The 13,791-nt window shown below is 65.2% G+C and carries 15 protein-coding genes; 12 read left to right on the top strand and 3 right to left on the bottom strand.

What is annotated here, in order from left to right; translation table 11 throughout:
- The first annotated feature begins 210 nt into the window (after window positions 1-210).
- From BMY97_RS39740 to BMY97_RS39730, 3 genes are all read left to right on the top strand, one after another.
- Window positions 211-1,065 (top strand): helix-turn-helix domain-containing protein, encoded by an 855-nt coding sequence (locus BMY97_RS39740; RefSeq protein ID WP_245787742.1) that lies wholly within the window; start codon window positions 211-213, stop codon window positions 1,063-1,065.
- Between the two features lie 40 nt (window positions 1,066-1,105).
- Entirely contained in the window at window positions 1,106-1,345 is a 240-nt protein-coding gene (locus BMY97_RS39735; protein WP_091628020.1) for a DUF397 domain-containing protein, read from the top strand.
- A gap of 247 nt (window positions 1,346-1,592) precedes the next feature.
- Window positions 1,593-2,996: a helix-turn-helix domain-containing protein gene (locus BMY97_RS39730; protein ID WP_483860488.1), complete on the top strand. Its 1,404-nt coding sequence runs from the start codon at window positions 1,593-1,595 to the stop codon at window positions 2,994-2,996.
- Here BMY97_RS39730 and BMY97_RS39725 read toward each other — a convergent pair whose 3' ends face one another.
- Window positions 2,997-3,659 (bottom strand): HAD family hydrolase, encoded by a 663-nt coding sequence (locus tag BMY97_RS39725; RefSeq protein WP_091628017.1) that lies wholly within the window; start codon window positions 3,657-3,659, stop codon window positions 2,997-2,999.
- A 588-nt stretch (window positions 3,660-4,247) separates the two neighbouring features.
- On the opposite strand from BMY97_RS39725, the gene BMY97_RS39720 reads away from it, so the two are divergent.
- Entirely contained in the window at window positions 4,248-5,447 is a 1,200-nt protein-coding gene (locus BMY97_RS39720; RefSeq protein ID WP_091628071.1) for an inositol monophosphatase family protein, read from the top strand.
- A 359-nt stretch (window positions 5,448-5,806) separates the two neighbouring features.
- Here the strand turns inward: BMY97_RS39720 and BMY97_RS39715 are convergent, their stop codons facing one another.
- Together BMY97_RS39715 and BMY97_RS39710 are read right to left on the bottom strand one after the other, a co-directional pair.
- Complete coding sequence (locus BMY97_RS39715; protein WP_091628015.1) at window positions 5,807-6,535, bottom strand: GntR family transcriptional regulator; 729 nt, start codon at window positions 6,533-6,535, stop codon at window positions 5,807-5,809.
- Window positions 6,536-6,565: 30 nt separating this feature from the next.
- Window positions 6,566-7,099 (bottom strand): GntR family transcriptional regulator, encoded by a 534-nt coding sequence (locus BMY97_RS39710; protein WP_091628013.1) that lies wholly within the window; start codon window positions 7,097-7,099, stop codon window positions 6,566-6,568.
- Between the two features lie 264 nt (window positions 7,100-7,363).
- Here BMY97_RS39710 and BMY97_RS39705 point away from each other — a divergent pair, with 264 nt between their 5' ends.
- The 8 genes from BMY97_RS39705 (at window position 7,364) to BMY97_RS39670 (ending at window position 13,788) form a co-directional block, all read left to right on the top strand.
- Entirely contained in the window at window positions 7,364-8,053 is a 690-nt protein-coding gene (locus tag BMY97_RS39705; protein WP_091628011.1) for a 6-carboxytetrahydropterin synthase, read from the top strand.
- Complete coding sequence (locus tag BMY97_RS39700; protein WP_091628009.1) at window positions 8,050-8,754, top strand: 7-carboxy-7-deazaguanine synthase QueE; 705 nt, start codon at window positions 8,050-8,052, stop codon at window positions 8,752-8,754. Before BMY97_RS39705 ends, BMY97_RS39700 begins: the two co-directional genes overlap by 4 nt.
- 168 nt (window positions 8,755-8,922) lie before the next feature.
- Complete coding sequence (locus BMY97_RS39695; RefSeq protein ID WP_143086400.1) at window positions 8,923-9,591, top strand: Scr1 family TA system antitoxin-like transcriptional regulator; 669 nt, start codon at window positions 8,923-8,925, stop codon at window positions 9,589-9,591.
- Window positions 9,592-9,608: 17 nt separating this feature from the next.
- Window positions 9,609-10,235 carry a GTP cyclohydrolase I gene (folE, locus tag BMY97_RS39690; protein ID WP_091628005.1) on the top strand — a complete coding sequence of 209 codons (627 nt, stop codon included), beginning with the start codon at window positions 9,609-9,611 and terminating at the stop codon, window positions 10,233-10,235.
- Complete coding sequence (locus BMY97_RS39685; protein ID WP_091628004.1) at window positions 10,235-11,050, top strand: hypothetical protein; 816 nt, start codon at window positions 10,235-10,237, stop codon at window positions 11,048-11,050. The genes folE and BMY97_RS39685 overlap by 1 nt, the downstream gene beginning before the upstream one ends.
- A complete protein-coding gene (locus tag BMY97_RS39680; protein WP_218156983.1) occupies window positions 11,050-12,117 on the top strand; it encodes a nucleoside phosphorylase-I family protein in 1,068 nt (355 codons plus the stop codon). The genes BMY97_RS39685 and BMY97_RS39680 overlap by 1 nt, the downstream gene beginning before the upstream one ends.
- Before the next feature lie 21 nt (window positions 12,118-12,138).
- Window positions 12,139-12,834: a dTMP kinase gene (locus tag BMY97_RS39675; protein WP_091628002.1), complete on the top strand. Its 696-nt coding sequence runs from the start codon at window positions 12,139-12,141 to the stop codon at window positions 12,832-12,834.
- Window positions 12,835-12,873: 39 nt separating this feature from the next.
- Window positions 12,874-13,788, top strand: coding sequence for a DUF2797 domain-containing protein (locus tag BMY97_RS39670; protein WP_218156982.1), 915 nt, complete (start codon window positions 12,874-12,876; stop codon window positions 13,786-13,788).
- The last annotated feature ends 3 nt before the right edge of the window (window positions 13,789-13,791 follow it).

The following is a 13,791-nucleotide window of genomic DNA, read 5'->3' as shown; positions in this document are numbered from 1 at the left end:
GCAGGGGCTTGTACGGCACTGGGGGCGACCGCGGCCATCGCAGCGACGATGTTAACTTGTGTACTCATCGCTCTGCGCTCCTTTGTGGCCTGGGGCTTTGTTGCGCCTACTCTTAGACCGTAACTTGTGTACTCCGATTAACTAGGCGACCAATCGGGTGAATTGCGGATACGCTCCGCAACCAGACACGCTGTGGAGGTGAGGGAGTCCGTGACACAACCACGCCGAGAGCTGCCGCCGGCCGTCATGAAGGTCATCCTCGGCAACCAACTCGGCCTTCTCCGGGACGCAGCCGGGTTCACGCAGGAACGGCCGGCGGAAGTCCTCGGGTGCACGCAGCAGAAGATCGCGCACATCGAAGGCGGGAGCGGGATCCAGCTGACCGAGCTGAACGCCCTGCTCGACTTGTACGGCGCAGATGAAGCCGACCGGGACTACGCGCGGGCCCTGCAGGCCGAGAGCAAGCACCGTACGAAGCGCGGAGCGTTCAGCACCAGGTTCCGGCAGTACCTCCGGTTGCTCGTCGACATGGAGCCGAGCTGCAGCCGGTATTCCTCCTACCAGGCGCTGGTGGTCCCAGGGCTCCTGCAGACCGAGGATTACTCGCGGACGAACGCACGGGCTTGGCGGCCCTCGCTGTCGGCGAAGGAGATCGACAAGTACGCCGCCGACCGCATCGCCCGGCAAACCGTTCTGGACAACGTCGACCAGAAGTTCTGGTTCATCATCGACGAGGCGGCCCTGCGCCGAACCGAAGGCGGTCCGGTCATGAAGGCCCAGATCATGAAGCTCGTCGAGACCATCGACCGGCCAAACGTCGAACTCCAGATCGTGCCGTTCAGCGTCGGCTACTACATGGGGCAAGGGCACGACTACACGATCTTCGGCTATGACACGAAGCCAGCGGTTGACATCATCTACCTGGAGCAGCACGACGGCGGGGAGTACGTCGACAACAGCAAGAGGACCGCGCGGTACCTGACGCTGTGGGACCACCAGAAGGCGGCGGCCAGCGGGCCCGAGCAGACCAGGCGGACCCTGTTGGAAATCGCCGCGACGTTGTAGCTGACCTGCGGCTAGAGACCGGAAGGGCACGAAGAAGCTGATGGACATCCAGGACACCCACAAGCGCCACCTCGACACCAACTTCACCGAATGGCACAAGTCGCCCCTGAGCAACCCTCCGGACAACCAGTGCGTCGAGGTGTCGTTCAGCAGCAACGCCGTCGGGTTGCGGGACAGCCGGAACCCGGACGGCCACGTGCTGGTCTTCGACCACGGGGAGTGGGAGGCGTTCCTCGGCGGCGCCGCGAGCGGAAGCTTCAACCTGCCGAAGACCTCGTAGTGCGCACGGGCGGCGATCCCGTCGTCGCCCGCAAGCCAGCACCTCGTGATCTTCAATCACAGCCTTCGGCATCCTCGCGTTTGCGCTGGTAGCAGTCCAACTTTGATCGAACCCTGCCAGCCTGCGATTGACTACCGCCCAGGGACCGTCCGCTGCCCGTCCATGTCCCGGCCAGCGTCGCGCGCGGCTACGTCAGCTCCTACCCTCGGCAAAGGCGAGACCATCAGTTCGATCAGAGGAGGACGCGGTGGGAACACGTCGAACGTCGACGCCGAAGCACCCTCCAAACACGCGGTTGAGGTGGCAACGGCTTCAGCGCGGCTGGAGCCAGGAGGAAGTCGTCGACCAGATCAAGCGAAGCATGAAGCAGGCCGATGAGGGCGAGCCTGGCCTGAACGCGGACATCGTTCGACGGTGGGAAACCGGCGACCGCAAGCCCGACCCGCGGTACAAGAAGCACCTGGTGCTGATCTTCGGGCAGCCGGCCAGCGAACTTGGTCTGCTCTCTGCCGATGAACTCGCGCTGTGTCCCGCAGGTCTGCCGGCGCCTGCGACCGAAGTCCTCATGGGCGAGCAACTCATCGACGCCGTGTTGAAGAAGGTGATGCTAGTGCTGTTGGGCGGCAACGCTGAGTTCAGCCGGCCCGTGTTTTTGAAGGGCCTGCTTGGGGCGAGTCTCGCCACCTTGCTCTCGAATGGCATCGCGATTCCTGACAGCGCCGAAGCGCTCGTTGGTAGCCAACAGGCGCGGCTGGACCCGCGGTCGGTCGACGCATTCGCCGCGATCGCTGCCTCCCATCGTGACTTGTACTGGACAAGCGCAGCGGTTGATCTCCTGCCGTCGGTTACAGCTCATGCTCGCCTTGGTGAGGGCATGATCAAGGCGACCCCGGATACCGACGTGCCTGAGGCCCGGCGGCTGGCTTCTGCCGTCGTGGAGTCCGCGCTCCTCGCTTCCCGGCTGCTGTTCTTCGACCTGGCCGAAGGAGATGCAGCCGGGCCGTTCTTCCAGCTTGCCGAGGATGCATCGAAGGTCTCGCAGGATCACGCCCTGGCAACTGCGGTGCTGGCCCACCGGGCATTCGTTCCCGGCTTCGCCGGGCAGGAGCAGCCAGCTCGGGAGTACCTAACTGCTGCACACGCCCACGCGCGCTACGGTTCGGGGCCGCTGCTGCGCTCCTGGCTGCATTGCGTTGACGCCGAGGTATCCGCCCGAGTTGGGCATTCGAAGCTCAGCCTCGCTCGCATCCGCTCTGCCGAGGACGCGCTCAGGACCGCCGGAACCGACCCCGCCTGGCTCGACTTCTTCGATGCCTCGCGGTTGGACGGCTTCGCCGGCAACGCCCTGCTGCTGGCTGGTCGGAACCGTGAGGCAGCAGACCGGATCCAGAACGCGCTGGACAACCTGGCCGAAACTGCCACAAAGCAGAAGGCCGTCCTGCTGTTCGACCTCGCTGCGGCACATGCACCAACCGACGCCGAACAGGCCGTCGCGGCAGTCCGGCAGGCATGCGACCTGATTGCTCAGGCCCCGTACAGCACCGCACTGCAACGGGTCCCTGACGTTCGCGCAGCCCTGAGCGCCACGCCCTACGTTGGCGAACTGGACGAGCGAGTACGGGTGCTGAGCGGCCCTGTTCGCGAGGCTTGATCAGCTGTACTCGGCATTGTGGGCGGCAACGCGAGCCGGTAGTTCGGCCAGGCCATCCAGGTGGAACAAGCAGCGCTGCTCGACCTCAGGCAGGCGGAGGATGTGCCCCCACGGCCCGCGGCGGATGAGCGCGGTCGATATGCCGGCTTCCTGAGCGGGACGGACGTCGTTGTCCAGGCGATCGCCGACGTACAGCACCGAGTTCGCAGTGACCCCGGCCTCTTCGATGACCCGGTCGAAGAATTCGGGTGACGGCTTCTCAACACCCCAGCCGTCGGAAGTACCAATTACGTCAACCGGCAGTTCAAGCGCTTTGAGGATCTCCTCCGCCCGCGCGGTCTGGTTCCCTGCCAGGCCGACCCGAAGACCGGAAGCCTGGAGTTGCCGCAGACACGGCCGCACATCGTCGTAAAGGTCCTCCTCGGTGAAAGTCTCCGGCTGGCCGGCCGCTGCCCGACGCTCGCGTTCCACTGCGAGGTCAAAGCCCGGCTTGAAGACCTGGAAAGTCTCCCGGTAGTCCTTACCTTGAGCAATCACGGCGCCGAACACGGCAGAGAATGTGTGGCGCGGAACTCCGAGCCAGTCGGCCCAGGTCCCGTACTCGCGGGTTTCGTTGACCAGTGTCTCGCCCACGTCGAAGAAGACCGCTTCGATCTTTGCCACGTGAAATCCTCCCTGCTCTGCATGATGGTCACCGCCATGGTGCACGACCTGGGTGTCTCGATGCTTGATGGCTGTCCCGCGGACGCCCAATGGACGGGTCGTGGGCGGTACCTCGTCACGATCTTGGCATGTTGACTAAGCGTCCCGGTTCATGCACGCATCGTTATGGAAGGTGTTCTCATGTCGGACACGTGTGGCGGCTGGTCATGCTGCGCCCCGCGTCCAGGCGGTGAGCCCCTGTGACGAACCGAAACACCCAGCAGCGGCATTCGGTCCAGGCCGGAATTCGCGAGCCTGGACCGGGGCATCTACCCGAGTTCCTCGGCTGCTGCGTCACGGTCGTAGCGCTGGTCACGCTGGTGCGGTCCCTCGGCCGGGCATCAACCCGGGACACCTGCTGTCCAACCCAACATGCTGGTGCCGAGTCGCGAGGCGCTCGGTGAACCCGGCTGAGTCAAGCCACGTCGTGCCTGAGCACGAGCTCATGAACGCGCCGGCTGCGGTGAGGGCCGCCCCCCGATCTCGCCGCAGCCGGTTGCCCATCCAACCGACGACCGCTGCTATCGCAGAAGGGTGCTCGGGATCTCGATGAGCGCTCTCGACACCGCGCACCTGCTAGTCGTCGCGCAGGACGCCATGGACAACGCGGTCAAGCTCCTTATGCGCAGCCAGACTGGCGAAGTCCGAACCAAGGGCGATCGCGATCTGGTAACTGAGATTGAGGTGGCTGTCGAACACCTCGTGCGAGATCACCTTGCGGCGCACACTCCAGATATCGGCTTCCTCGGCGAGGAGACCGGTGCGGCCGGTGATCCGAACGTCTACTGGGTGCTCGATCCCGTTGATGGCACCGCCAATTTCGTTCATGGCGTTCCGCTTTGCGCAGTGGTTCTCGGGCTCGTTCACGACGACCAGCCCGTTCTCGGTGTCATCGACACTCCCTTCCTCGGTCACCGTTACTGGGCGACGAAAGGGAACGGAGCCTTCCGAGACGGCGTCCCCATCGCTGTCTCACGATCGACAACCCTTGAGAATTCGATGATCGCTCTCAGCGACTACGGGTCTGGAGACGGCGGCACCGCTCGGACGCGAGCGTCAGCCAAATTGGACCGAGTATTTTCTCAACGGGCACAACGGGTTCGGCGAATTGGATCATCAGCAGTTGAGCTGGCCTGGGTCGCCGATGGCAAGCTCGATGCCAGCCTCACGCTCGGCAACCGAAGCTGGGACACGGCGGCGGGAGCGATCATCGCTCGTGAGGCCGGCGCGCTCGTCGTTGACGCGGACGGCAGCCAGCACAGCACGAGTTCGCGCTGTGCCATCGCGATCACGCCAGGCTTGCGAGATGTTCTGCTGCCGCTTCTGCGCATCGTCCGTGGAACTCGCTACTGGCCGACCTTCGCGACCGATGGCGACGCGACCTCAGTTGCTGAGCTTGCGGGAGAACGCGTTACCGCCACCACCGCGTTCCTGGCCACGATCGGCGTCGGCATCGGTGACGACGACACGGCAGCCACGGTCGCGGAAAGGGCGTTCCCATCGTCCCGTGATGCTCGGTCGTGGGTTGAACAAGAACTCCTAGTCGCGGAATTCCCGATGTGGGTAGCCAAACGCCCTCGCGGAACGGCAGGTGCATTCCTGTTCGGCGCGGTTCAGTGCGGGCGCCAAGTGTCGACGGTCGAAGGGCGAATCGCTTGGCAGGTCGTAGAAAACTCGGCAGATGACACGGAGGCGTACCTGGTCGACGGGCAGGTGCAATGGCGTAGCAGTCCAGACGCGGTGGTGTGACAGGTGGGGGGTGTCCGCGAGGTCCTCGCCGTGATCGTTGCGGCTGACAGCCCGGTCGGTCGAGTGAGTCAAGCAGTCGACGACCTGGCGGCGCATCTGCCGTCGCCGGATCAGCCGCGAGCGTGCCCTTTGTGTACGGCTCAGTCTTGGCCGTGTGCCGGGTTCGATGACGCCGCCCACCGTGCACTGGCTGCCGGCCTGCGGCTTAGCGACCTGGTGCCGCTCGACTTGCACGAGCGCCTGTGGCCACGAAGGAAGCCGCCATCACCCCCGGCCTCACCGCGGGACACCGGCAGTTGGTTCGACCAGAAGGAGCAGGATCGATGAAGGGCGTCCCACGGTTACTTCAACCGCGCCGGTCACTTCGGTCCCGTGTCTACTGCCTGGCGGTACAGCAGCTCGTAGAGGTGCGCACCCTTGATGAGGACCGAGGCTTCGACGGGGCGTTCGTTGTCGCTGTAGATGACACGCAGTTGCCGGATCACCGGTGTCCCTTCAGGAAGCTCCAGTGTTTCGGCTTCCTCCACCGTCGGGGGGCGTGCGGAAATCCGGTCGACAAAGGATCGTTGAGGGAATCCGAGCTCGGCGAGCGCTTGGGGGGCGCCTCCGCGGATCTTCGCCGTCTTCGTCAGGCTGCTGTCGGCGGCGATCTCGGCGGGGTAGTACGAGGCAGACAACTCGACGGGTTGCTCGTCGTGAAAGAGGATTCTGGTACGGACGATGGCAGCAGCATCGGCCGCCAGCTGCAATCCCTCAACGACGTCCACGGGCGGCACGATGTTGTCGACGTTGAGCAACTGGTAGCGGAATCGGCCTGGCTCGGGCTTGATGTAAGCCGAGGCGTCGATGACGAACGGCTGGCGATCGCGAACATAGACGCCTTTGCCGACACGGCTGTCGAGGAAGCCTTCGTCTTTCAACGCCTTCAACGCGTGCTGGATGGTGGCGTTCGCCGCACCGTACCGCTCGACGAGTCGGGCGGTGGACGGCAGTTGCGTGCCAGGGCTCAGTTCGCCCCGCATGATGAGATCGCGCAGTTCGGCGGCGATCTGCTGGTGCCGGGGCCTGACATCACGGGTGTGAGCCAAGGCCAGCTCCTTGAGAAGTCGTCAGGGCGGTCACGGTGTCAGCTCGTAGCGCAGTCGTCGCCCGTCGGCCACCATCGTCATCACGCTGGCTTCGACAGGCAGATCGTTCTCGGTGATGAGAATGCGCGCGAGCAGCAACACGCAGGACGACGCGTCAAGCTGCAGGATCGTCCTTTCACTTGGGGTGGCCAGGCGCGCGCTGACGTCTTCGCGGACGCGGCGAGGTGGGTAATCGAGGTCGGCCAAGAGGGCGACAGCGCCGCCGGGGACCTTGCGGGCCTCGGCCAGGCGGGTGCCCCGAGCGATCCTCGTGGGGTAGTACGAGTCGACAAGTTCGACAGGTTGATTGTCGAAGAGCATGAGGCGGCGCCTCACGACCACTGGTTCACCTGGGGCCGATCCGAGCATGTCAGCGATGGTCGCGGAGGCAGGCACCTCTTCAACGCCGAGCAGTTGCTGCGTCCCCGTGCCGCCGTGCTGGGCTGCCTCGGCACCCCAGGCGTCACCGTGCCGGCCGCTTACGTAGGGCATCGACACGCTCGTCCACGGGCCTGCGGTGGTCATCGCTCGCCCTCCTTGGGCTCCGGTGGTTGGCGGCACTCTGCCGTTGACCTTAGTCGAAAGGCAGCAAGGCCACGCTCGAACATCTTGTCACCTTTCGGATATGGCAGTAAGGTTGTTCGGGTAGTGAGGTTACTACACATCGTCACCGACGCGGTTCCAGGTCTTAGCGATCCGGCCGCAGCGTCGTCTAGCCCAGTCAGGCACTTACGACGCCTGCGCAAGTCGTTGGAGGCCAGTTCGGCATGCCCGAGAGAGGAGGGCTACATGAAGACCACTGACGAGAAGCTCCTGGCAGACGGCCAGATCACCATCTCGCAGTCGTTCGGTTTCAGCGCCAGCCACGAGCTGAAGCTCTTGCCGACCAGCCACAAGTGTCATCGCAATCACGGCCACAACTACAGGGTGACCGCCTCCGCGCTTGTCCACGAAGGCGGCTCCGGAGACCTGTCGTCCCTTGGGACTTACCTCGCCGCGACCTTCGACCACCGTCTACTCAACGAGCAGGTCGCGTTTCACCCGACGAGTGAGCTGCTTGCCAGTCACCTCGCTGAGTGGTTCCGGAACAACATCGAATCGGCGGTGCCCATCACGCTGGTCGCGATGGTCGTCTCGGAGACCTCATCCACCTCGGCTCGCTGCGACGGTGCCACGAGCGCGGTCACGATCTCGAAGACCTTCAATACCGCCCACGGTGACGTGACGTTGATCCTGGGGGCGGACGGACTTGATGAGGTCGGGTTCGTCACCGACTTCGGCGACCTGAAGCCATTCGCGGCGTATCTCGATGCGCCGGTCGCCGACGCGGCGTTGCGAGCTAGTGGCCCCGCGTCGGTCGCCCACCTGGCTAGCTGGTTCGTCGACAACATCGAGCCGGAGATCCGCGGTCGCCTCGTCTCCGTAGGGGTCGATTCGATAACCACCACTGGACTGTGGGAACGAGGCGATGCTTCATGAACACGCTGGCATTGGCGCCCGAACGGGTAGAGGGTTCCGCGATTCTCACGGAAAAGTTCGAGTCGTTCCAGGGCGAAGGCCCGTGGACCGGACAGCGCTGCGTGTTCGTCCGGTTCTCGCGGTGCAATCTCAAGTGCGGCTTCTGCGACACCCCGGAGAGCTGGGACTGGAGCAGATACAACCCGAGTGAGGCCAGCGAGAAAGTCCCGGTCACCGAGCTGGTCTCGTGGGTGCGGGATCGCGCCGTCGACATGATGGTGATCACCGGCGGGGAACCGATGTTGCAGCAGCCGGCGATGGCTGCCCTCGCCCGCGGCGCCAAAGGTATTCGAGTGCAGGTCGAGACCAACGGCACGCTGGCACCCACGCCGGAGTTGGCCTCACGTGTCGATCTCTGGGTGGTGAGCCCGAAGCTCGCGAACTCGGGCATGAACTACTCCGCCCGCATCAAGCCCGACGCTCTCGCGGCGTTGGTCACGACGGGTCGCGCAGCATTCAAGTTCGTCGTCAGCGATCCCGACCGCGACCTCGACGAGATCGCACAGCTCGTCACCGAGTACGGGCTCGGCCCGGTGTGGGTGATGCCGGAAGGAACCACCCGCGAGAAGGTCTTGGCCGGCATGGACGCGCTCTACACCCCGGCAACGGAACGTGGCTGGAACGTGTCTACCCGCCTGCACATCCTCACCGGAGCCAGGTAGGACCGCCGCCCATCGTCTCGAACATCTCGCACTGCCACAACGGGCCTGACTTCGGGCCATCCGTCCGGCAGCCCGCTGGTGTGATCCAGTCCTTGATTCTCCAGCCCTGACGGGCCTCCCTTCATCGGCTTACACCCGAACGATCACGAAAGGCGCTCAGTGACCAGCATGATCACGCCGACCAACCCTGGCCCGTCCGACCCGTTCGCACACGTGCCCGAGTTCGCACTGCGGCTGTTCCGAACCGAGCCCCTGGCTCGCACCGTCCGGCGCTGGCACGAGCTGCGCATCCCCGGCGTGTTCCAGAGCCCGGAGTTCACGACCGCCGCGCACCGGGTCCACGACGAGCGTGACCCACTGCCGTTCACCGCCGAGGAAGCCGTCGAGCTGCGCGAGGAACGTCGGACAGCGCTCAGCTCGACCTTCCTCGACAGCTGCCAGGTCATCCTCTATGAGGAGGCATTGCACCGGATCGCGGCCAGCCTCGGAGCCGGCGTCGCACGTGCCCAAGCACAGTTCCTCGCTGACGTCGTCGACGGGAGTGCGAGCTGGTGCGACAGCAGGACCACGCTCGCGATTCTGCCCCGCACCTCGCCGATGCTGTTCGCGCCGGGCGACCTCACGCTGATGACGTTCGCGCCCGACGCCGGCGAGCAGGACTACCTCTACATCGAGCAGGAGTTCGGCGTCACCGGCGGAGTCGGCGCGAACTACCTCACCGAGTCCACTCTGCTGGCCAAGGCCGACAAGAAGTGGGCGCAGCTGACCGAGGACGGTTTGCCCGGCCCGGACAAGACCCTGGAACTGCTCAACCAACTGCCCCAGCCGCTGGTCTAAGGAAGTGAGTCGAGTCCATGACGAACGTCCTCTGCACCCCGGCCCCCAGCGAAAGCCGGGCCCTGACACCGCCGCAACCGGTCGACACCGAGCGCGTCGCCGATCTGATCAGCCAGCTCCTGACGGCGATCGGCGAAGACCCCACACGGGAGGGCCTGTCGGACACGCCGGCCAGGGTCGCCGCGTGGTGGCGCAGCTTCTTCTCCTCGGAGCTGTCGGCCACACCGACGTGCTTCACCGAGCAGCAGCTGAGCGGGCAGTTGGTCGTGGTCGGCGGCATGAGCGTCTGGTCGCTGTGCGAGCACCACCTGCTGCCCATGAACCTGGACGTCGCCGTCGGCTACCTGCCGGACGGTGAGGTGGTCGGCCTGTCGAAGTTCGGCCGGATCGCGCTGCAGCGTGCCGCACGCCTTCAAGTACAAGAGCGGTTCACCCGGCAGGTCGCCGACGAGATCGCCGACGTGATCGGCGGCAACGACGTAGCCGTCGCGGTCCGCGGCACGCACCTGTGCATGAGCGCGCGGGGCGTGCGGATGGAGACAGCACGCACCACCACCGTGCAGGCTGGCGGCCGTTTCGAGTGCGACCCTGTTCTCTCCCAACAGTTCCTCACGATCGCCACCGCCGGATGGAGGGAATCCTGATGGCCAAGAGCATCGACGTCTCCGTCATTGCGCCGCCCGACTACCTCGACGCCTTCGTCGCCCAAGAACCCGCCAGCGTCCATCACGTTGCGGCGCAACGAGTTCTGACCGACGCCACATACCGTGCGTTCTTCCACCGCGAGGCCCAGCGCGGCGCGGAAGTCATCGTCGACAACGGGGTCTTCGACCTCGGCCACGCCCTGCCGGCCGCAGACTTGATCGCAGCGGCCCGCGCGGTCGAGGCCCACGAGATCATCCTCCCGGACGTCATGCGCGACGGGGCCGCCACCATCAAGGCCAGCGACGAAGCCGCCCGCGACATTCGCGACCTGAGCGAAGAATTCCGGCTGTGTGCCGTCCTGCACGCGGCAGACGATGACGAATGGCTGCGCTGCTACGACCATTTCGCCTCCAGCGACTACGTCGGCGCGATCGCGCTACCCGCCTCCCGCCGCCCCGCGCCCGAAGACGAGCTCTGCCGAACTCGCTGGACGGCCACCAGGTACTTGGAAGACCGCGGGATGATCGAGGACCGAATCATCTACCGGCTGCTCGGTTTCGGCCGCACCGCGCACCTGGAATTCATCGAACAGCGCGAGCACGAATGGATCGCCTCAGTCGACGGCGCCGCACCAGTCATCCTCGGGGCGATGGGCATCGCGATGCTGCCGAACGGACCGTACGAGAAACCTCCGACACCGCGGATCGAGAACCTGGGACCGATCCCCGAAGTACGGTTCGACCTGATTCGCCGCAACATCGCAGTCGTCCGCGAGGCGGCCGGCAGCAGCGTGCGGATCCCGGAGTCCGCCTGATGAGCCTTCTCTCTAATGTTGCCCCGACCGCGCCTCCCAGTTCGGTGTTGCATGCGTCCCCCATCGTGGTGGACGGGCACACGATGGCCCCGGACCGGCTACTGCGCTACCTGCAGATCAAGGTGCACCACCTGATTCAGGACCACGACTGGGACAGCGTCCACATTGTCGGCGGTTATGACCGCGAAGCCGTGATCTCCACGCATGAGAAGACCGGAAAGCTGTTCAACTTCGAGCGCCCCACTGCCGAGGTTCACGGCCGCAGGCTTGTCGTGAAGGCGTTCCCCGGCGCGGATTACGTCCACCACTACGCGCTGATCATCGCGACGTACCTTTTCATGACCGAAAAACCGGTCGATGCCGTCACCTACGAGGTGCCCGACCCGGCGGTTTCTCTTGAGGCGGCGGGAAAGCTTGACCTTGATCTCGACGGCGACCTCGTGATCGTCGGCTGGGGTCTGGCGCACCTGGCCCCGCCCGACGGCGTGTGGACCTACGGACACGGCTACGCCTGGCAACGCGCCAAAATCCACGGCCGTTGGGTGGTTTACCTCGGCTTCCTCCACAGTATCTGGGGCGACGTCGCCGGCCGCGTGGTCACGAGGCTGGCGAAGCTCGGCGCCCGCGATGTCGTCTACGTCGGCAAAGTCGGCGCGCTGAACCCCGACATTGAGCCCAACACTCGACTCGCCACGGGAAATACGAGCCTTGTCGACGGCGACGTCGTCACGTGGACCGATTTCTTCGGTGACTTCGCCAGTGCTCAACCGGGCGTGCACACTGGCGTCCACGTCACGTCGCCCTCGATCCTGCTGGAGAATCGGGACTGGCTGACCGAGCACGCTGAGCACGCCTTCGTCGATCCGGAGATCGGCCCCATGGGAGCCGCAGCGCACCGCACGGGGATCGACTTTGGCTACCTGCATGTCATTTCCAACAACCTCGCCCGCCATTACCCCGCGGACTTGTCGAACGAACGCCACAACGACGTGATCCAGCGACGCACTGTCCTAATCAGACGAATTCAAGCAGTTATCGCCAGACGTCTGGCTGTCCGACCGACCTGAATCCCCTTGGAGGAACAGTACATGACGAACGCAGCACCATTCTTTAATCCCTTGCGCGGGCGGGAGATCACAGTCGTCGGCATCGATGGCGCCGGTAAGTCCACTTTGGCCGCTCGTCTGCACCAGGCCCTCAACGACGCCGGCCACGAAACGGTCCTGATCGGCAAGCAGAGCACCGACGTTCCCATGGACGAGGAGCTTTCCGCCTACGTCGACCGGCTCAACGAGCTGGTCTACCGCCGCGACGCCCGCGTCGCCCAGGCGTGCGGCGACCACTACTGGCTGCTGGCATTGGCGGCCTGGTACACCCTCCAGGACAAACTCGTCGTCCAGCCCGCACTCGCCGCCGGAACCAACGTGATCCTGGACAACGCCCACCACAAGATCCTCGCCCGCTACGCCGTCAACCCCGACATCTCCACCAGCCTGGCCGAGCAAGTCTTCGCGCATCTCACCGAACCCGACCTGGTGTTCTTCCTCCGGATCAGTGCTCGCGACGCTCTTACCCGAAAGGGCGAGTTCAGTTCCCTGGAAACCGGCCACTCCGGCGGCGCCGATGAGGACTTCATCCGCTACCAGGATGTTGTTCTCGCGAAGCTGCGCGAGCACGAGCAGCGCGGCGGATGGTTGTCCATGGACGTGACCGACATGGACCGCGACACGGTCTTCAAGAACGCCGCCGACGTGCTGGCTGACCGCCTTCAGCTCACCCTCTGACCACCCCGAAACAACTCCACGAGGACCGCTCCCATGTCAGTGACCCGACCGACCGACGGTGAGTACGTGTGCCACGGCGTCACCTGGGCAACCGGAGACCCCCGGCTCCTGCTCGCCCCGCTACCCGACGGGCCACTGGTCTACGCGGAGATCATGAACCAGCGGCTCGGCTTCTCGGTCGGCGCCGACCGCTGGTGCACGGGCCGGTACCGATTCGCCGACACCGTGCGCGTCGAAGCTCTCGCCTGCCCGGACCGAGCCCCGGCCGGGCAGGGAGACCAGTGCGCCCGTTGCTTCCGTCAGGACGAGTTCCGCTTCGCCCACCAGTTCCACCAGGACGGCAACGTCCCCAAGGCCCTGCGCCAGTACATGGACCAACCGCACTGGCTCTACCTGGCCACCTTCGCCGACGGCGCCTCCAAGGTCGGCACCGCAGCCGAACCACGCAAGCAATCGCGCCTCGACGAACAAGGCGCCCTGATCGCCACCTACATGACGAAAAGTTCCGACGGCCGCGCGGTGCGCCACCTGGAAGACGCCATCACCCGCGGCCTGCAGATGCCGCAGACCGTCCGAGCCGCGACCAAGCTCAAGGCACTGGCTACCCTGACCGACCTGACCGCCGCGACCATGACCCACGACCACCACGTCGCGCGCGCCGCGGGCGCACTCACCGCCATGGACATCTCGGTGATGCTGGAAAAGTGGAACCCTCCCGCCGAAGGCGGCCGCATGCGCGTCGCAAAGGGTATACGGATGCTGTATCCGCACGATCTGCGTGAGGACGAGCACGGCTTCACCGTCGTCTCGTGCGTTGGCACCCAAGTGCTGGCCGCACTGGACGGCGACGACGACCTGGACTACGTCCTCGACCTCGGCACCCTCAAGGGCCGCCGCATCACTCTCGGCCCCTTCTCGTCGCCCACCACCGCAGTCCAGAGCTCACTCTTCTGATCA

Origin of the sequence: Amycolatopsis saalfeldensis, from assembly GCF_900110575.1 — a bacterium.
GTDB lineage: Bacteria > Actinomycetota > Actinomycetes > Mycobacteriales > Pseudonocardiaceae > Amycolatopsis > Amycolatopsis saalfeldensis.
The sequence above is the reverse complement of the archived record's forward strand: the minus strand, read 5'-3'. Positions and strand labels throughout refer to the sequence as shown.

Bases quoted from the DNA above. Each gene is read 5' to 3' on its own strand.
- BMY97_RS39720 (WP_091628071.1), top strand. From the start codon at position 4,248: ATGAGCGCTCTCGACACCGCGCACCTGCTAGTCGTCGCGCAGGACGCC.
- BMY97_RS39680 (WP_218156983.1), top strand. From the start codon at position 11,050: ATGAGCCTTCTCTCTAATGTTGCCCCGACCGCGCCTCCCAGTTCGGTG.
- BMY97_RS39735 (WP_091628020.1), top strand. From the start codon at position 1,106: ATGGACATCCAGGACACCCACAAGCGCCACCTCGACACCAACTTCACC.
- BMY97_RS39675 (WP_091628002.1), top strand. From the start codon at position 12,139: ATGACGAACGCAGCACCATTCTTTAATCCCTTGCGCGGGCGGGAGATC.
- BMY97_RS39710 (WP_091628013.1), bottom strand. From the start codon at position 7,099: ATGACCACCGCAGGCCCGTGGACGAGCGTGTCGATGCCCTACGTAAGC.
- folE (WP_091628005.1), top strand. From the start codon at position 9,609: ATGACGAACGTCCTCTGCACCCCGGCCCCCAGCGAAAGCCGGGCCCTG.
- BMY97_RS39695 (WP_143086400.1), top strand. From the start codon at position 8,923: ATGATCACGCCGACCAACCCTGGCCCGTCCGACCCGTTCGCACACGTG.
- BMY97_RS39700 (WP_091628009.1), top strand. From the start codon at position 8,050: ATGAACACGCTGGCATTGGCGCCCGAACGGGTAGAGGGTTCCGCGATT.
- BMY97_RS39705 (WP_091628011.1), top strand. From the start codon at position 7,364: ATGAAGACCACTGACGAGAAGCTCCTGGCAGACGGCCAGATCACCATC.
- BMY97_RS39685 (WP_091628004.1), top strand. From the start codon at position 10,235: ATGGCCAAGAGCATCGACGTCTCCGTCATTGCGCCGCCCGACTACCTC.